Consider the following 18,312-nt stretch of genomic DNA (forward strand, 5'->3'; position numbering starts at 1 on the left):
GATGACTGCAACAGAGACTGAGATCGCGACCCATCAGGTGGCCCTCTCCTTCGAAGACGGGGTGACCCGGTTCATCACCGTACGTGAGGACCAGACCGTCGCCGACGCGTCCTACCGGCAGCGGATCAACATCCCGCTGGACTGCCGCGACGGCGCCTGCGGGACGTGCAAGGCGCTGTGCGAGTCGGGGGAGTACGACGGCGGCACCTACATCGAGGACGCGCTCTCCGAGGCGGAGGCCGCCGAGGGGTACGCCCTGCCGTGCTCGATGAAGCCGCGCTCGGACCTCGCGCTGCAGATCGCCACCACCTCCGAGGTCGCCAAGACCGGCGCCGCGAGCTACACCGGCACCGTCGTCGGCCTGGACCGGCTGAGCCCGACCACGGTCGAGCTCTCCATCGACATCCCCAACCGGGGCGAGCTGGCCTTCCTGCCAGGGCAGTACGTCAACATCGCCGTGCCCGGCAGCGAGGTGACCCGCTCGTACTCCTTCGCGAACGCCCCGCACGAGGAGCGGCTCGTCTTCCTGGTCAAGCTCACCCCGGGCGGCGCGATGTCGACCTGGCTGACCGAGCGCGCCGCCGTCGGTGACGAGGTCACCTTCACCGGGCCGAACGGCTCCTTCTTCCTGCGCGAGGCACGCCGGCCGGTGCTGATGCTGGCCGGTGGGACCGGGCTCGCGCCCGTGCTCTCGATGCTGCGCCAGCTCGAGGTCGACGGCTGCGACCGCGGTGGCCGGCTGGTCTACGGCGTCAGCACCGACGACGACCTGGTCAAGCTCGACGAGGTCGGTGAGCTGGTCTCGCGGCTGCCCGGGTTCAGCTGGGACCACTGCGTCTCCGACCCCGCCTCGACCGCGGCCAACAAGGGCTACGTGATGAGCCTGATCGGCGACGACGACCTGCACGACGGCGACGTCGCGATCTACCTGTGCGGCCCGCCCCCGATGGTCGAGGCGGTGCGTACGCATGTCGCCGGTGCCGGCATCCAGCCCACCGGGTTCTACTACGAGAAGTTCGCCCTAGCCGTCCCCGCCGAGGCGTCAGCCGCGTCGGCCGAGCCGTCGCCCGCGTCGGCCGAAACGTCACCCGCGCCCGTCGAGTTGGAGACCCACCCGGAGGCCCGGGCCATCGCGGGGCAGCAGGTGCTCCCGGCGCTCGACCTCGGACCCAGCGGATCGGCTGCCGTGGCTCGCGACGACGGCGATGTCGTACGCCGGATCGCCGGCCAGTTGGTCGCGCCGGCCGCGCTCGAAGGAACCGGCGGTGTCGTGCTCGAGGACGACGGTCTGACCGTGACCAACAGCGCCCGGCGGATCGGTGGCCAGGAGGTGTTCCCGGCCGGTAATGACCTCTCGGCCGACGCGACTGACGCCTCGGCCGACGGGGGAGCCGCCTCGACGACGGCCGACGGCTACACGATCGGTGAGGAGCACCCGGACATCTCGGCCTCCGATGCGATCTTCGAGGCCAGGGCGGCGCTGGAGGTGGGGGCGCTCGACCTGACCATCGGACGGCTCGACTCCCAGCAGCTGGCCGGCTACCGGCTGCTCGCCGAGTCCACCCTCCCGTACGTCGAGGGCGACCGGTTCCTGGACGCCCACGGCTACACCGAGTCGAACGCGGCCTTCCACGACTACCTGTTCACCCTCACCGGCAACAGCCACCTGCTGGCCGCCTACCAGGCGCTCGGGGTCAAGGGCCGGATGGAGGACGTGCTGCGCAACGCCACCTGGTGCCACCCGCGGTGCACCCAGGACCACCTCGACATCGTCGAGGCCTTCGAGCGCGGCGACCGAGTGGCGGCCCGCGACCTGATCAAAGCCCACAGTGAACGGTCGAAGGAGACGATGCGACGCGCGATGGCCGAGTCGGCCGCCGCGACCAGGCCGCGGTTCATCACCCCGGGCCGGTTCGCCGGCCAGGTCGTGGTCGTCACCGGGGCCGCCCAGGGCATCGGCGCCCAGGTGGCCCGCCGGGTGGCCGCCGAGGGCGGACAGGTCGTCCTCGCCGACCGCTCCCCGCTGGTCGCCGAGGTCACCCACGAGCTCACCGGCCAGGGCGCGAGCGTCAGCGCGGTCGAGTGCGACCTCGAGCACTACGAGGGCGCGGCCGCGCTGGTGGAGCGGGCCCTGGAGACGTACGGACGGATCGACGTGCTGATCAACAACGTCGGCGGAGCGATCAACTTCAAGCCGTTCACCGAGTTCACCGCCGAGCAGATCGACGCCGAGATCACCCGGTCTTTGATGACCACGCTGTACGCCTGCCGGGCCGCCCTGCCGGGCATGGTCGAGCGCGGCCACGGCGTCATCGTCAACGTCTCCTCGGCCGCGACCCGCGGCATCCACCGGATCCCGTACTCCGCGGCGAAGGGCGGGATCAACGCGATCACCGCCTCGCTCGCGCTGGAGTACGCCGGCTCGGGTGTCCGGGTCACCGCGACGGCCCCGGGAGGTACGGAGGCTCCGCCGCGCCGGATCTCCCGGGGCACACCACAGCCGCGTACCGACACCGAGAAGGCGTGGTTCCAGGCCCACATCGACCAGACCCTCGAGACCTCACTGATGCACCGCTACGGCACGCTCGACGAGCAGGCCGCCGCGATCTGCTTCCTCGCCTCCGAGGAAGCCTCCTACATCACCGGCACGGTCCTGCCCGTCGCCGGCGGTGACCTCGGCTGAGCCACCAGGTCCTCTCTCGGGGCCGTCCCTCCCTTCGCGAGCGCGCTCGCGTCACCCATGGAGATCACCCATGTCCGAAAACACCGATGAAGTCACTCGGGCCAAGACCTCGCGCCAGCTCGCGTGGGTCGTCGCGCTCTCCGCGCTGGCCCTGATGTTCGACGGCTACGACCTCGTGGTCTACGGCACGGTGCTGCCGACCCTGATGGCCGATCCGTCCCAGATCGGGCAGCTCTCCGCAGGCCAGGCGGGCACGCTGGGCAGCTATGCGCTGGTCGGAGTGCTCGTCGGCGCGCTGAGCGCCGGCGCGGTCAGCGACCGGATCGGCCGCCGGAAGGTCGTGCTCGCCAGCATCACCTGGTTCTCGCTCGGGATGGCCGCGACCGCGTTCGCCCAGTCGATCGCCGTCTTCGGCATCCTCCGCTTCCTGACCGGCATCGGGCTGGGTGCGATCCTGGCGACCGTCGGCGCCCTGGTCGCAGAGTTCGCGCCGCCGGAGCGGAAGAACCGGCTCAACGCGATCGTCTACAGCGGCATCCCCGCCGGTGGCGTGGCCGCCTCCGTGATGGCGCTCATCGTCGACCCGAGCGGCTCCAACTGGCGGATCCTGATGGCGATCGGCGCCGCCCCGCTGGTGCTCCTGCTGCCCTTCGCCATCGCCAAGCTGCCCGAGTCGCAGCTGTGGCTCGACTCCCGCGGCCGGGTCGCGTCGACCAGCACGGCCCAGGAGGCGGTCGGCTTCAGCGCCCTGGCCCGCCGCCCGCTCGCGTTCCCGACCCTGGTGCTCGGGCTGATGAGCTTCTCCGGTCTGCTGCTGACCTACGGCCTGAACACCTGGCTGCCGAAGATCATGGAGGACAACGGCTACGGCAAGGGGTACGCCCTCACCTTCCTGCTGGTGCTCAACGGTGGCGCCATCTTCGGTGGCCTCCTCGCCTCGTACGTCGCCGACCGCACCGGGGCCAAGAAGGTGGTCTCGACGACCTTCGTGCTCGCCGCCCTGATGCTGTTGCTGCTGCCCCTCGGCCTGCCGCTCGCCGTCCTGTTCCCGGCCGTCGCGATCGCCGGCGTCGGCACGATCGGTACGCAGGTGCTCATCTACGGGCTCGTCGCCAACTACTACCCGACCCGGGCCCGCGGCGCGGGCGTCGCGTGGTGCGCCGGGTTCGGCCGGCTGGGCGGGATCGTCGGACCGATCATCGGCGGGGCGCTGGTCGCCGCCGGGGTCGGGGGCACCACCGCCTTCCAGATCTTCGCGGGCGTCGCGCTGCTCGGTTCCGTCGTGGCCGTGGCGGTGCCGCGGTCCCCCGAGGAGACCGTCGTGAGCGTCACGCTCGACGACGGCGTACCGGCCTGAAGGGGGCCTAGGGTGTGACCGTGCTCATAGAACGAGCTGGGTGTGTCGGTCGCGAGGACGAGCTCGTCGAGCTCACCTCGCGGCTGGCCATCACCCGCACCTCCGGCTCCGCCGCCGTACTCGTCCTCGGCGACCCGGGGCTGGGGAAGACCGCGCTGCTGCGCGGCCTGGCGGACCGGGTCGCGACGCCGGCGCTGAGGGCCCGCGCCGGCGCGTGGGAGCAGGACTCGCCCGGAGCGGTGCTGCGCCAGCTGCTCGGTGAGGCTCCGCCGGCCGACCCGGTCGCCGCGGCCGATGCCCTGGTCGCGCGAGCCCTGGCCGTGTGCGCCGACGAGCCCGGACTGATCCTGGTCGACGATGCCGACCTCGCCGACTCGCTCTCGCTGCAGGCGATCGCCTCCGCGCTGCGCCGGCACCGCGACGCACCGGTGCTCGTGGTGCTCGCCGCCACCCGCAGCACCGCGTTCCTCGGCGAGATCGCCGCAGAGACCGTACGCATCGAGGGGCTGGACGCGGCGGCGATCGGTGAGCTCGCCTCGCTGCGCGGACGGGTCCTGCACCCGTCGATGGCCGAGGTCCTCACCCGCCACACGGCGGGCAGCCCGCGCGACGCGGTCGCGCTGCTCGACGAGCTCCCGCCGACCCGCTGGGCACGGCCCGACACCCAGCTGCCCGCACCGGTGCACGTACGCGACGAGGTCCAGCTCGCCCTCGCTGGCTGCGGTGCCGCCGGACGAGCGCTCGCCGAGGCCTACGCGATCCTGGGAGAGGACGCGTCGCTTGGCCAGGCTGCGGCTCTCGCCGGGCTCGAGGACCCGCTCTCCGCGGTCGACGCCCTGGCCTCGGCCGGGCTCGTCGACACCACCCGCGACCACCGCCCCCGATGGCGTACGCCATTGGTCGGGGTCGCCGTGCTGGCCACGATGGGCGCTCGCCGGGCCGCCGACGCACACCAGCGCGCCGCCGCGATCGTCGACGACGAGGTCCGCCGGGCCCGGCACCTGGTCGCCGCCGCCCCGCTGCCCGACGCCGAGCTCGCCGACGAGGTCGCCCGGCTGGCCCAACGGCGCGGTGACGAGGGCGCCTGGGCGGAGGCCGCGGCCCTCTACCGCGACTCCAGCCGGCTCACCGAGGACCCGGTGCGGCGCGACGACCGGCTGATCCGCTCAGTCGACGCCCTGGTCGCGGCGGGCGACGGCATGGGCGCCGCGGCGCTGGTCCCCATCGTCGAGAGCCTGCGCGAGACGCCGCTGCGCGACGCGGTGCTCGCCTATCTGGCGATCCTGCGCGGCCGCGCCACCGAGGCCGAGGTGCGGCTCAAGCGCGCCTGGGACATCGTCAACGCCGACCGTGAGCCGGAGACCGCCGCGCTGATCGCCACCCGGCACGTGCTGCACTCGCTGGCACTGTGCCGGGGCGACGAGCTGGTCACCTGGGCCGACCGGGCGATCTCGCTGGCCGGCCGTGACTCGGCGGCGGGAGTCGAGGCGGCGGCGATCCGTGGGCTCGGGCTGGCGATGGCCGGCCGGTTCGAGGACGCCCACGAGGCGTACGCCCTGGCCGCCCGCCGCGTCGGGCACAGCGCCCAGACCCAGCGGGTCACCATGGGCCGCGGCTGGCTCGACGTACTCTCCGACGAGCCCGACGAGGCCCGCAGCCGGCTGGAGGGGGTCACCGACCCGCGGGTCCTCGGCGGCTCGACCCGGATCTCGATGTGGGCCCTGGCCTGGCTGGCGCGCGTGCAGTTCCTGACCGGTGAGGGCGACGCCGCCCTGCAGACGGTCGCGGCCGGCCGGGCACTGGCCGCCGAGTCCGGCATCGCCCTCGTCACTCCGCTGCTGGAGTGGACGGCCACCGAGACCCACCTGCTGCGCGGCAGCTGGGAGGAGGCCGCCCGCACCGCCCGCGCCGCCGAGATCGGGGCGCAGGGCTACGAGATCATGCGCGTCCCCGCGCTGCTCGCCCGCGCCCACATCGCCGAGGCCCGCAGCGACTTCCGTGCCGTCCTCCGTATCCTCGAGCCGCTCACCCAGGCCCCGGCCGGCAGCGCGCTGACCGAGCCGGCCATCTGGCCCTGGGCCGAGACGTACGCCGCCGCGCTGATCGCGGAGGGCAGGCTGGACGAAGCCGACGACTTCCTCCGCCCCCATGAGACCCGCGCCCGAGAGGAGCAGCACCGCTCCGCCCAGGCCAGGCTGGCCACCGCCCGGGGCCGCTGGCACGGCGCCCGTGGCGACCTCGCCGGCGTTCGGGACACATTCGACCGCGCACTCGGCCTGCTCGACGGGCTGCCGCTGCGCTACGAGCGCGCTCGGGTCACCTTCGCCTACGGCCAGGCTCTGCGGCGTGCCGGCCGCCGTCGCGACGCCGAGGCGCTGCTCTCCTCCGCGCGCGATCTGTGGGACGGGATCGGGGCGCTGACCTACGTCGACGCCGCCCAGCGCGAGCTGCGCGCCGGGGGAGTGCGGGCGCCGCGGGGCCAGCGTGGGCCAGTAGACCTGACCCCGCAGGAGGAGACCGTCGCGGAGATGGTCGCCTCGGGGCTCTCCAACCGCGAGGTGGCCGCGCAGCTGTTCGTCTCGCCCAAGACCGTGCAGTACCACCTGACCCGCATCTACGCGAAGCTCGGCGTCCGCAGCCGGACCGAGCTCGCCGCGATGGCGGCCGAGCCGACGGAGGAGCCATGAGCACCGACCTCGACGACATCGACGTCCGCGAGGCCCGGGCCGGTCTGCGACGCGACCTGGGCCGTCACGAGCTGGTCAACGGCTTCATCGGCTTCCTGTTCTCCTGTACCGGCCCGGTCGCGGTGATCCTCGCCGTCGGCCAGGGAGCCGGGCTCTCCGCCGGTGTCGTCGCCTCCTGGGTGAGCGCGGTCTTCTGCCTCAACGGGGTGCTGACGATCATCGCCTCCCGCTGGAGCCGGCAGCCGCTGGTCTACTTCTGGACGATCCCCGGCACCGTGGTCGTCGGCCAGGCGATGGCCGCCGGCACCACCTGGCCGGAGACGGTCGGCGGCTTCATCATGGCGGCAGTAATCCTGGTCGCGCTGGGTCTGACCCGGCAGGTCGACCGGGTCATGCACCTGCTGCCGATGCCGATCGTGATGGCGATGGTGGCCGGTGTCTTCCTCCGCTTCGGCACCGACCTGGTCCTCGCCGTAGACCGCGACCTGGCGATCGCCGGGCCGATGGTGGTCGCCTTCGTCGCCGTCAGCGCGATCCCACGGCTCGCCCGCTGGCTCCCCGCGGTGCTGGTGGCGCTCGCGGTCGGCGCGGTCGCGGTGAGCCTCGCCGACCGACCGGCCGTCGAGGTCTCCGGCCGCTGGGTGATCGACCCGGTCGGGACCACGCCGGCCTTCACCGGGTCCGCCTTCATCGAGCTCACCATCCCTCTGCTGATCACCGTCCTCGTCGTCCAGAACGGCCAGGGCATGGCGGTCCTGCGGGCCGCCGGCCACGACCCGCGGATGAACCAGGTGACCGGCTGGTGCGGGGTGACCTCGCTGGTCGCCGCCCCGTTCGGCGGCGTGTCCACCTGCCTGGCCGGGCCGACCAACGCACTGGTCACCGCCTCGGGCGAGCGACGACGGCACTATGCCGCGGCGATCTGGTGCGGCGTACTCGCGATCGGGTTCGGCCTGCTCGCCCCCGGCATGGTGCGGGTCATCACCACGATGCCCGAGGCGTACGTCGCCGTGCTGGGCGGCCTGGCCATGCTCAAGCCGCTCCAGGGCGCCTTCCAGACCGCCTTCAGCGGGCCCTACGTCACCGGCGCGCTGGTCACCTTCCTGGTGACCGTCGCCGACATCACCGTCTTCAACATCGGCTCCGCGTTCTGGGGGCTGGTGGTCGGCGTCGCGGTCAGCGTGCTGCTCGACCACGACAGCCGAAACAACAGCAGGGAGAAGTCATGACCACCACCGACACCACCTACCCCGACGCGACGATGCGCTACGGCGCCACCGCCCGTCAGGTCGCCGACGTCTTCGAGCCGGCCGAGGCGACCGACTCGCTCGTGCTGATGCTCCACGGCGGGATGTGGCGCGACTCCGACCGGATGCGCACCTGGTCCGCCGGACGGGCGCTGGCCGAGGCGGGTCATCTGACCGCAACGGTGGAGTACCGGCACGGACCGGGCCAGTGGCGGCAGGCCTTCGAGGACGTCGAGACCGCGATCGAGTCGATCCAGCTCAGCGGCCGGGAGTGGACCATCCACAACGACGCACCCCGCCGGATCACCCTGGTCGGACACTCCTCCGGCGGCCAGCTCGCCCTGTGGGCGGCCTCCCGGGCAGGCACCCTCGTCACCGGCATCGTGGCCCTGGCCCCCGCCGCCGCGCTGGCCACGATGAGCCGCGACGGCCTCGGTGACGGCGCGGTCGAGGAGTTCCTCGGCGGCACCCCGTCCGAGACGCCCGAGGCGTACGCCGCCGCGGACCCGCTCGGCCTCGCGCCTCAGATCCCCGTGCGGGTCCTGCACGGCGCCGCCGACACCGTGATCCCGCTCGCGATCTCCGAGCGCTACGCGGCAGCACACCCCGGCGTACGTCTGGAGGTGGTCGACGGCGCCGACCACGCCGCCTGGGGCGACCCGACCTCGGCGGCCTGGCCGCACCTGCTCAACGCGGTCAGCCAGGTCTGACGACGACGTCGTCGGCCTTGTCGCCGACGCCGGGGTAGAGAGCCAGGATCAGGAGTACGCCGAGAACGAGTCCGACGAGCTGCGCGAGGATGAACGGGGCCACCGAGCTCGGCGCGATGCCGGCGAAGGTGTCGGAGAAGATCCGGCCGATGGTGACGGCGGGGTTGGCGAACGAGGTGGAGCTGGTGAACCAGTAGGCGGCGCCGATGTAGCCGCCGACCGCGGGCGCGGCGAGGGCGCCGCGGTTGCTGCGTACGAGGGCGAAGATCAGGGCCACGAGACCGGCGGTGGCGACGATCTCGGCCAGTAGGTGTCCGCTGGTGGCGCGGTCCTTGGTCGAGATGGTGACTGCGTCGAGGTCGAACATCAGGTTGGCCAGCACCGCGCCACCGATCCCGCCCGCGATCTGGACGACCGCGTAGGCGCCGACCTCGGCGAGCGAGAGCCCCTTTCCGGCCTTACGCCCGAGGAACCAGTCGGCGAGCGACACCACCGGGTTGAAGTGCGCACCCGAGACCGGGCCGAACATCAGGATCAGCGCGGCGAGCCCGAAGACGGTCGCCATCGAGTTCTCCAGGAGCTGCAGGCCGACGTCGTCGGGGGAGAGCTGCTGGGCGGCGATGCCGGAGCCGACGACCACGGCGACGAGCAGGGCGGTGCCCAGGAACTCGGCCAGCAGGCGGCGCGGGAGGGAAGAGATCACGCTCGCATTCTTGACGTTCGACGATTACTCAGTCAATATTGAGTCAATGGAGGTTGAGAGACAGCCGGAGCTGGAACGCCGGGCCAAGATGCACGCAGCGCTCGGTGATCCGGTGCGACTTCGGATCGTCGACAGCCTCCAGATGAGTGATGCCTCCCCCACAGAGCTCGCCGGGATGCTGAATGTCCCGTCGAACTTGTTTGCTCACCACGTGCAGACCCTGGTGAGCGCAGGCGTCGTGTCCCGTCATCATTCCGAGGGCGACGGGAGACGCACGTACCTGCACCTCGAGCAGGACGCGCTCGAGAGCCTGGGCACCGCGTCCCCCGTGGCGGTGCCCAGGCGTGTCCTGTTCGTGTGCACCGGCAACTCGGCCAGGTCGCATCTGGCCGCGGCGCTGTGGCGCCAGGTCAGCACGATTCCGGCCGCCTCTGCCGGCACCCACCCCGCCGAGCACATCAATCCAGGGGCGGTCGATGTCGCATCCCGCCACGACCTGGAGCTCCCCGTCGTCGATCCCCGTCATCTCGATGACGTGCTCGACCCGGACGATCTGGTGGTCACCGTCTGCGACCGCGCGCATGAGACACCGAAGGTCCGCGGCGAGCTGCACTGGTCGATCCCCGACCCGGTTGGCAAGGGCCCCGGGGCCTTCGACGCTGCGTACGTCGAGCTCGAGCACCGGATCCGGACGCTCGCTTCCCGTTTCGACTCCTGACCCCACACCCCCACGCAAGGACAACCACTCGATGAACACCGACGGATCAGCGGCGGACGCCAGGCCGGCCGTTCTCTTTCTCTGTGTCGAGAACGCCGGCCGCTCGCAGATGGCACTCGGCTTCTTCGCCCACTACGCCGGTGACCAGGCGATCGGCTGGTCCGGGGGCTCGGCTCCGGCCGCCGCCATCAACCCGGTCGCGGTCCAGGCCATGGGTGAGCTCGGGATCGACATCTCCGGGGAGTTCCCCAAGCCCTGGACCGACGAGGTCGTCCGGAGCGCAGACGTGGTCATCACCATGGGGTGTGGCGACTCCTGCCCGTTCTACCCCGGCAAGCGCTACGACGACTGGAAGGTCACCGACCCGAAGGGCGGTGGCATCGAGCACGTGCGCGGCATCCGCGACGAGATCGAGCAGCGCGTGCTCACCCTGCTCGACGAGCTCGGGGTGACCCCGCAGCGCTCGATCACGAGAGAGTGATCGGCGCCCGGCTGATCGTGAAGATCTCCTCGCTCGGCGCGGGGGTCCCGCAGCAGCCGCCGCCGTTGGCGCTCTCCGGGTCGTCGAAGACCCCGGCGCCGCCGCAGACCCCGGTGTCGGGGAGCTCGAGCTCCACCCGGGCGGCCGCGTCGTGGTCCCCGGCGAGCTCGGCCACCACGCTGCGTACCTGCTCGTAGCCGGTCATCGCCAGGAAGGTCGGCGCGCGACCGTAGGACTTCATCCCGACGAGGTAGAGGTCGGGCTCGGGCTGGGCGAGGTCCTTGGCGCCGGTCGCGCTGACCGAGCCGCAGGCGTGCAGGTTGGGGTCGATCTGGACCGCGATGTTGCGCGGCGCCTCCAGCGTCGGGTCGAGGTCGAGGCGCATCTCGCTGAGGAAGCCGAGGTCGGGACGGTAGCCGGTGAGCACGACGACCTGGTCGGCCTCGATGGCGCGACCGTCCTCGGCGAGGACGGTGGCGCCGTCGACCCGCTCCGTGCGGAACCCGGTCACCAGCTCGACCGAGCCGTCCTGGACCGCCTTCCTCGCGCGTACGCCGAGGGCGCCCCGCTCCGGGAGCTCGTCGGCCTCGCCGCCACCGAAGGTGTTCGTCGAGACCGCGCGGCGGATCGCCCAGGTGATCTTCGTGCCGGGGTGCTCCTTGGCGATGGCGGTGAGCTCGTTGACGGCGTTGAACGCGGAGTCACCCGCGCCGATCACGACCGTGTGCCGGCCCGCGTACGCGTCTGGACGGGCGCGGTCCGGAACGGCGTAGCCGAGCGCGCCCGCTGCGTGTGCGGCACGCTCCCCGAGTGCCGGGAGCCCGTCGGCGCCGGCCGGGTTGGGCCGGCGCCAGGTGCCGGAGGCGTCGATCACGGCTCGCGCCTCGATGCGTTCATCTCGACAAGCTCGATACATCGCCTCGGTGCCGTCCGCACCGGTCACGTGGAGGACGAACGGCTGCTCGGCGCGGTCGGCGTCGACCAGGCGGTCACGGCCCTTGCGGGAGACACCGGTGACCGTGGCGCCGTAGCGGACGTGGTCGCCGAGAGCGTCCGCGAGCGGGGCGAGGTAGCGCTCGCGCCACTGCGCGCCGGTCGGGTATCCCTGAGTGGGTGCGGCCCAGCCGGTCGGCTCCAAGAGCCGGGCAGCGGCTTTGTCGACGAGCTCGGGCCAGGCCGAGAAGAGACGTACGTGTCCCCACTCGGCGACGGCTGCCGCAGGCTCGCTCCCTTGCTCGAGCACGAGCGGGGTCAGGCCGCGCTCGAGGAGATGGGCGGCGGCCGCGAGGCCCTGGGGGCCGGCGCCGATGATGGCAACGGGAAGGTCGGTCATGATGCTCCTCAGATTCAAGAACGTCGATATGACGGCGACCTTAGGCGACGCATCGATGTTCGTCAATATCATTTGGTAGACTCGTCCTCATGACCGTTCTTCCCGTGCTTCCGTCCGCCGCCGTCGCGTGCTGCTCGCCGGTGACCGCAGGCGTGCTCGATGATGACCAGGCCGAGGCGCTGGCGCGGATGTTCAAGGCGCTCGGCGACCCCAACCGGGTCAAGCTGCTCTCGATCATCGCGGCCGCGGAGGACAAGGAGGCCTGCGTCTGTGACCTCACCGAGCCGGTCGGGCTCTCCCAGCCGACGGTCTCCCATCACATGAAGCTGCTGGTCGAGGCCGGGCTCGTCACTCGCGAGCAGCGCGGCAGGTGGGCCTACTTCTCCATCGTCCCCGGCGTCCTCGACTCGCTCGCGGGTGCGCTGGCGTCCCGTCCGTAGGATCCGCGCTTCGCGAGCGACGAAAACCGGGTCCGCCGCGAGCACCGAGAAGCGCTCGAGCAGTTCTGCGACGAGCAGCGCCAGGCACTCGACGAGCTTCGTCCTACTCACTGCTCGCCCCCGAATGGGTCAAAGCACCCGTGTGTGGCTACTGCGGCCGCCGTATCCCCGCAGCCGCAGCGCCAGGCCGTACCCCGAAGTTCTGCTCGACACGACCTGTTCTTCCTCTACGAGGCCAATCGGCGGATCGCATCGTCTGCCGCCTGAAACTGGGGCACGGAGCGCGACCCCGTGGTGTGGCGGAAGGAGGTGCGGACCGATAACCACGGGGCCGACCGAACGTGACGATCTCGCTCGTGATCGACGAGCCTTCGACGTTGGCCGAGTACCGCGCCAGTAAGCCCGACCTTGACCCTGAGATGCTCCCCATTGTCGACGAGCTGCTTGAGAAGGGGCGGGTTACGCTTCACCCGATGTGAGCCGCGGCCGCAGACGAGCGTCGGGGCGAGCCGGTTGCCGATCTGGAACGAGAAGGCGTGTGTGAGGACGAGCCCCCAGAAACGGTGCGGTGCCAGTTTCCTGGCCGAGCCGCTTGGCGTCCTGCCAGCGTTAGCGGGGCGCCATCCGGAGCGCACCGTCCATCCGGACGACCTCGCCGTTGATGTAGTCGTGCGTGATGAGCTGGGTCACCAGTAGAGCGAATTCCTCAGGCTTGGCCAAGCGCTGCGGGAAGGGCACACCTGCCGCAAGCCCGGCGCGATACTCCTCGCTCACGGTGGCGAGCATCGGAGTCTCGACGATGCCGGGTGCGATGGTGTTGACGCGGATGCCGTGCCGGGCGAGGTCCCTGGCCGCCGGGAGGGTCATCGAGACCACACCGCCCTTCGAGGAGGCGTACGCGGTCTGTCCGATCTGGCCGTCGTAGGCGGCGATCGAGGCGGTGTTGATCACGACGCCGCGCTGGCCATGCTCGAGCTCGGCGTTGCGCGCCATCTCCTCGGCCGCCAGCGCCAGCACCGTGAAGGTGCCGACCAGGTTGACCGACACAACCTTCGCGAAGAGGTCGAAGTCGTGGATCCCGGCACGCCCGACAATGCGGGCCGTGGGGCCGATCCCGGCACAGTTCACCGCGATCCGCAGTGGGGCGGCCGTGGCGGCCTCAGTCACCGCGCGGCGTACCTGGATCGCGTCTGTGACGTCAGTCGAGATGTGGGTCACGCCGGCGACCGGCTTGACGCCATCGAAGGCGAGGTCCAGCGCGACGACATGTGCGCCGGCGTTGGCCAGTGCGCGAGCGGTCGCTGCTCCCAGTCCCGACGCTGCGCCGGTGACGATTGCGGAGGTGCCGTGGATGTCCATCTGTGCTCCTGGTCTGTGTACGTGAGTGGCCGTTGGTTTAACGCGCGAGAAAGACGCATTGCCAATAGATGGTAGTGCATGTAATCATGGATCCAAGAAATCGATGAGACGATCGATGCCGTGGCGAAACCGGAGGTTGCTGTGATTCAAGCGTTCAGCGATACGTACGCCGAGGCGCGTCGCAGGTTCCTCGACTTGGTGGCTGAGCGGGGCGCGCAGCTCGAGTCAGTGCCGCATCCGACCGAGCGCGGTGCCGAAGGTGAGGAGTTGGCCATCGACGTGGCCACGTTCGGTGATCCCGAGGCGGCCAAGACCTTCCTCGTCGTCTCGGGCACCCACGGCCAGGAGGGCTTCCTCGGCTCGGCCCTCCAGCTCGAGCTGCTCCGCGACCTCGAGATCCCGGATGGGGTCAACATCGTGGCGCTGCATGCGCTGAATCCGTGGGGCTTCTCGCACCGCTCGCGCACCGATGAGGACAACATCGACCTCAATCGCAACTTCCTCGATCACCAGGCCCCGTTTCCTCGCAACGAGCTCTATCGCGAGCTGTTCCCGACGCTGTGCCCCGAGGACTGGACGGAAGAGACGCGCGACTGGAGCGGTGTCCTCGACGAGATGGTGCGTGTCCATGGGCCGCAGCAGATGATCACCGCCCTCTCGGGTGGACAGGCTGTAGAGCCGACCGGCATCACCTACGTCGGTGACCGACCGGCCTGGTCCCACACGGTCGTCGCCGAGCTCCTGCCGCGCGCGCTGGCCCATGCCGAGAAGATTGCCTTCATCGAGTGGCACACCGGCATCGGCGAGTGGGGCAAGCTCGCGCACATCTGCAGCCTCCCGGTCGGCTCGCCGGGGTACGAGCGTGTGGTCGATTGGTTGGGCGAGTCGGCACGCACCAGCTTTTCCTCCTCGGCCCGGATGTCGGAGGGGCACACCCCGTCATACACGGGATTCTTCTCCGCCTGGCTGCCCAGTACCGCGCCGTGGGCGGAGTGGGCCGGACTCCTGATCGAGGTCGGCACCTACGACAACCTGGCTGTGCTCAATACGGTGCGCATCGACCGGTGGTTGAAGTACGCCACCGGGCGGACCTACACCTCGCGCGAGGAGATGCTGGACATGATGATGGAAGGGCTCAACCCTGCAGCACCGGCTTGGCGCGAGGCCGCGATGGCCAACGGGGTCGATGCCCAGAAGCGCATGCTCGAAGGGCTGGCTCGATGGTGACGGACCGACGCTTCGAGCACCTCAACGACCTGCTTGTCCGCGCGCTGCGAACGCATTCAGACAAGACACTTGTCGTCGAGTCCGACGGCACGAGCTGGACCGGGGCGCAGCTCGAGGTTGCGATCGCGCGGTGCGCCGCAGTTCTGGACGGGCTCGGTCTCCGGTCCGGCGACCGGGTCGCGCTGCTCTCCGGCAACCGCATCGAGGTGCTCTTCCTCCAGCAGGCCGTCGCCGCGCTAGGCGGGGTGTTCGTGCCGTTGCACCCGTTGGGCAGCCCCGCCGACTTCGCGCACATCCTCAACGACGCCGCGGCGACCCACGTGGTCGTAGACGGCGCGCGGATCGACGAGATCACCGAGGCAGTGGAGATCGCGGGCAGTAGCCCGCAGGTCCTGAGAATCGGGGGCGGGGGAGCTGACGACCTGCAGGTGCTCTTGGCGGCCGAGACCGCGACCGTGCTCGAGCCGCGCCCCACTGACCCCGAGGCGATCTGCCGCATCGTCTACACCGGGGGCACCACCGGGGTGCCGAAGGCGAGCCAAGTCAGCTTCCGCAGCATGTCGACGATGTATGGCATCCAGCTCGTGGACTGGCAATGGCCCGACGAGATCCGCAACCTGCTGGTCGCTCCGCTCAGCCATGCCGGCGGGGTCAACTTCGTGCCGACGATCGCGCAGGGCGGCACCCTCTACGTCGAGCAGTCCTTCGACGCAGGCGAGTTCCTGGCCGCGGTCGAACGGCACCGCATCACATGTGCGCTGCTCGTGCCGACGATGATCAGCGCGATCCTGGACCACCCGCTCTTGCGTGAGCACGACACCTCCAGCCTCGCCACGGTGTTCTACGGCGCCTCGCCCATCTCCCCCCAGCGACTCACGGACGCCATCGACTGGTTCGGGCCGATCTTCTTCCAGTTCTACGGCCAGGCCGAGGCGCCGACCACGGTCTGCGTGATGCGGCGCGAGGAGCATGACGTCAAGTCCGAGGACCGCATGGCGTCCTGCGGGCGCCCGGTCGCCGAGGCCGAGGTGTGCCTCGTCGATCACGACGACGTCGAGGTGCCCGACGGGCAGCCGGGCGAGCTGTGTGTCCGCGGCCCTCTCCTGATGAGCGGCTATCTCAACCGGCCTGAGGACACGGCCCAGGCGATGCGGGGCGGTTGGCTCCACACCGGTGACGTCGCCATACGCGACCCGGACGGGTTCCTGCGAATCGTGGACCGCGCCAAGGACCTCGTCATCACCGGCGGTTTCAACGTCTACCCCCGCAACGTCGAGGACGCACTCGAGGAGCACCCCGCTGTCGCCGCGGCGTCGGTCTTCGGCGTCCCGGACGACTACTGGGGCGAGATCCTCGTCGCCGCGGTCGAGGTGCGCGACCCCGGTGTGACGATCGACGACCTCAAGGCGCACGTGCGCGAGCGCAAGGGCTCCGTACAGACGCCGAAGCGCATCGACATCGTCGAACGCATCCCGCTGACCCAGGTCGGGAAGCGTGACAAGAAGGCGCTCCGACGCGCGTTCATTGAGCAGACGCAAGCCAAGACGAGCGGAGGACCCCGATGAGCACGACACACGCGCTGCGCGAGCAGCTCGCCCGACTGATGGAGGAGCGTCACGTGCCCGGCCTGCAGGCCGTGGTGCTGCGTCACGGCGAGATCGTGGCTTCGGAGACGCTCGGCATGGCCAACTTAGAGCACGACGTGGCGGTGACCCGGGAGTCGGTGTTCTCCATCAACTCCATGGCCAAGGCGTTCACCGGGATCGCCCTGATGCAGCTGGTCGAGTCCGGCGACCTCGACCTCGACGCCCCAGTCTCGCGCTACCTCGACGCGCTGCCCGAGGCCTGGCAGCCAATCACGATCCGACAGCTCGCCACCCTCACCTCCGGGCTGCCGGAGATCATGGCCTACGGTGCGGACAGTTCCGTCGGGCTGGTCGCAGCGGACGAGGAGGCTGCCTGGGCCGTCGTGCGCGCCGCACCGATGGAGTTCGAGCCCGGTCGAGGCTACAACTATGTACAGACCAACTACGCCCTGCTTGGCAAGGTCATCGACCGGCTGAGCGGGAAGCCCTTCGTCGACTTCATTACCGAGCGCCAGTTCGACATCGCCGGGATGACCCACACGCGCTACGCCAACGACCACGACCTCATCCCCCACAGGGCAGACACCTACATGAGCATCGACGCCTCGGGTGAGCCCACCGGGCGCATCGACAAGAGCCGCCTGGACTGGCCGCACGTGCTCCGCACCGCCGCGGGACTCCACAGCACCGCCGACGACCTGGCCGCCTGGATGTCGGCCCTCGAGAGCGGTGCGCTGCTCTCCCCGGCGAGCCGCGACACGCTGTGGACCCCGGTCCCCGCCCATGACGGCAGCCCCGGCTTGTGGGGGATCGGCTGGCTCGTCTTCGAGCGACCTCAAGGCCTGGTCCCGGCGCCCGGTGGTGGCGGGAAGGCCCAGATCGCTCGGTATCCCGACGGGCTGACACTGATCGTGCTCACCAACCTGCTCGGCGCGTTCCCCGAGCACGTGGCGGTCGCCCACGGCAAGCCGATCGACCTCGTCTACATGGACGACCTCCTCCCGTACTGCCCGCACTGAAACTCCAGAACGATAGGCTGCCGTCGTGGACTTGGATCGCGACCTCATCGAGGTCACGCAACAGGAATTCGAGCGTCGTGGTGCCCATTCACACCGTCAGCTCGCCGTCTCCCTCGAGGTGGAGCGGATCAACCGCCTAGTGCAAGTGGCTGCCCAGCCTGCCCTCGCTGCCGAGAACCTGACCTTTGCCGGCTGGCAGGCGCTGACCGCGCTCAGCTTTCATCCAGCCAAACAGATGCCAACCGCCAGGTTGGCACTGCGTGTCGCGGCACACCCGACGACCATCACCCGCACCGTCGACCGGCTCGAGCGCAGCAAGTTCGTTCGGCGATCGCAGGGCAGCGACCGGCGCGTCACCGTCGTCGCCCTGCTCCCTGCGGGTGAGGCCGCCCAGGAGGCCGTCGCCACCTCGTTCGACGACAGCGAGTTCGGGCTCGCCGGAGTTCCGGAGGACTCGCTGGACGAGCTCGCAGCGATGCTCCGAAAGGTCCGGATGCTCGTCGAGGAGCGAATCGCCAACTCCGACTGAGCCGCTGGCCCAATACGACACGCGCACGTCGTGGCCATGGTCGGCCGGGCTGGTTCCTGCGCCGGTCTAGTTGTGATGTCCAGGGAGGTTGTGCCGCCGTGCATCCATGAGCCTGCCTGGCAAGTGAAGGACTCCGGTTGTGAAGTGGAGTTGTCTAGTTCACACTTCGCCTGACCGGAGGCCCTCACGTCCCACGCTGGCGCTGCCTCGAGTCCGCGCCCGTTTGCGGCTTG

16 protein-coding genes are annotated in these 18,312 nt (G+C 70.6%); 13 read left to right on the top strand and 3 right to left on the bottom strand.

Annotation, left to right across the window (positions count from 1 at the left end; all coding sequences use genetic code 11):
• Position 1: 1 nt before the first annotated feature.
• The 5 genes from benC (at position 2) to OH802_RS10825 (ending at position 8,684) form a co-directional block, all read left to right on the top strand.
• Positions 2–2,683: a benzoate 1,2-dioxygenase electron transfer component BenC gene (gene benC, locus OH802_RS10805; RefSeq protein WP_406027736.1), complete on the top strand. Its 2,682-nt coding sequence runs from the start codon at positions 2–4 to the stop codon at positions 2,681–2,683.
• Positions 2,684–2,753: 70 nt separating this feature from the next.
• Positions 2,754–4,040, top strand: coding sequence for an MFS transporter (locus OH802_RS10810; protein ID WP_406027738.1), 1,287 nt, complete (start codon positions 2,754–2,756; stop codon positions 4,038–4,040).
• 20 nt (positions 4,041–4,060) lie between these two features.
• Positions 4,061–6,727: a LuxR C-terminal-related transcriptional regulator gene (locus tag OH802_RS10815; RefSeq protein ID WP_406027740.1), complete on the top strand. Its 2,667-nt coding sequence runs from the start codon at positions 4,061–4,063 to the stop codon at positions 6,725–6,727.
• Positions 6,724–7,956 carry a benzoate/H(+) symporter BenE family transporter gene (locus tag OH802_RS10820; protein WP_406027742.1) on the top strand — a complete coding sequence of 411 codons (1,233 nt, stop codon included), beginning with the start codon at positions 6,724–6,726 and terminating at the stop codon, positions 7,954–7,956. Before OH802_RS10815 ends, OH802_RS10820 begins: the two co-directional genes overlap by 4 nt.
• Complete coding sequence (locus OH802_RS10825) at positions 7,953–8,684, top strand: alpha/beta hydrolase family protein (protein ID WP_406027744.1); 732 nt, start codon at positions 7,953–7,955, stop codon at positions 8,682–8,684. The genes OH802_RS10820 and OH802_RS10825 overlap by 4 nt, the downstream gene beginning before the upstream one ends.
• Here OH802_RS10825 and OH802_RS10830 read toward each other — a convergent pair.
• Positions 8,671–9,387, bottom strand: coding sequence for an aquaporin (locus OH802_RS10830; protein WP_406027746.1), 717 nt, complete (start codon positions 9,385–9,387; stop codon positions 8,671–8,673). The genes OH802_RS10825 and OH802_RS10830 overlap by 14 nt on opposite strands.
• Before the next feature lie 46 nt (positions 9,388–9,433).
• On the opposite strand from OH802_RS10830, the gene OH802_RS10835 reads away from it, so the two are divergent.
• Both OH802_RS10835 and OH802_RS10840 read left to right on the top strand, forming a co-directional pair.
• Positions 9,434–10,105 carry an ArsR family transcriptional regulator gene (locus tag OH802_RS10835; protein ID WP_406027748.1) on the top strand — a complete coding sequence of 224 codons (672 nt, stop codon included), beginning with the start codon at positions 9,434–9,436 and terminating at the stop codon, positions 10,103–10,105.
• Between the two features lie 31 nt (positions 10,106–10,136).
• Positions 10,137–10,586, top strand: coding sequence for an arsenate reductase ArsC (locus OH802_RS10840; RefSeq protein ID WP_406027750.1), 450 nt, complete (start codon positions 10,137–10,139; stop codon positions 10,584–10,586).
• Here OH802_RS10840 and OH802_RS10845 read toward each other — a convergent pair.
• Positions 10,573–11,919, bottom strand: coding sequence for an NAD(P)-binding domain-containing protein (locus tag OH802_RS10845; protein ID WP_406027752.1), 1,347 nt, complete (start codon positions 11,917–11,919; stop codon positions 10,573–10,575). The two genes, OH802_RS10840 and OH802_RS10845, sit on opposite strands and share 14 nt — an antisense overlap.
• A gap of 89 nt (positions 11,920–12,008) precedes the next feature.
• On the opposite strand from OH802_RS10845, the gene OH802_RS10850 reads away from it, so the two are divergent.
• The gene (locus tag OH802_RS10850; protein WP_406027754.1) at positions 12,009–12,359 is read left to right on the top strand and encodes an ArsR/SmtB family transcription factor; all 351 of its coding nucleotides are present in this window, start codon (positions 12,009–12,011) and stop codon (positions 12,357–12,359) included.
• Positions 12,360–12,700: 341 nt separating this feature from the next.
• Positions 12,701–12,838 (top strand): hypothetical protein, encoded by a 138-nt coding sequence (locus tag OH802_RS10855; RefSeq protein WP_406027756.1) that lies wholly within the window; start codon positions 12,701–12,703, stop codon positions 12,836–12,838.
• A 130-nt stretch (positions 12,839–12,968) separates the two neighbouring features.
• Here the strand turns inward: OH802_RS10855 and OH802_RS10860 are convergent, their stop codons facing one another.
• Positions 12,969–13,718, bottom strand: a complete 750-nt coding sequence (locus OH802_RS10860) for an SDR family NAD(P)-dependent oxidoreductase (RefSeq protein WP_406027758.1) — start codon at positions 13,716–13,718, stop codon at positions 12,969–12,971.
• A 141-nt stretch (positions 13,719–13,859) separates the two neighbouring features.
• Between OH802_RS10860 and OH802_RS10865 the strand changes: the two genes are divergently transcribed.
• The 4 genes from OH802_RS10865 to OH802_RS10880 are packed head-to-tail and all read left to right on the top strand — an operon-like array spanning position 13,860 to position 18,079.
• Positions 13,860–14,945 (top strand): DUF2817 domain-containing protein, encoded by a 1,086-nt coding sequence (locus OH802_RS10865; protein WP_406027760.1) that lies wholly within the window; start codon positions 13,860–13,862, stop codon positions 14,943–14,945.
• Complete coding sequence (locus OH802_RS10870; protein ID WP_406027762.1) at positions 14,939–16,510, top strand: AMP-binding protein; 1,572 nt, start codon at positions 14,939–14,941, stop codon at positions 16,508–16,510. The genes OH802_RS10865 and OH802_RS10870 overlap by 7 nt, the downstream gene beginning before the upstream one ends.
• Positions 16,507–17,550: a serine hydrolase domain-containing protein gene (locus tag OH802_RS10875; protein WP_406027764.1), complete on the top strand. Its 1,044-nt coding sequence runs from the start codon at positions 16,507–16,509 to the stop codon at positions 17,548–17,550. Before OH802_RS10870 ends, OH802_RS10875 begins: the two co-directional genes overlap by 4 nt.
• 25 nt (positions 17,551–17,575) lie before the next feature.
• Positions 17,576–18,079 carry a MarR family winged helix-turn-helix transcriptional regulator gene (locus tag OH802_RS10880; protein ID WP_406027766.1) on the top strand — a complete coding sequence of 168 codons (504 nt, stop codon included), beginning with the start codon at positions 17,576–17,578 and terminating at the stop codon, positions 18,077–18,079.
• The last annotated feature ends 233 nt before the right edge of the window (positions 18,080–18,312 follow it).

The organism is Nocardioides sp. NBC_00850, assembly GCF_045207335.1.
Classification (GTDB): Bacteria; Actinomycetota; Actinomycetes; order Propionibacteriales; family Nocardioidaceae; genus Nocardioides.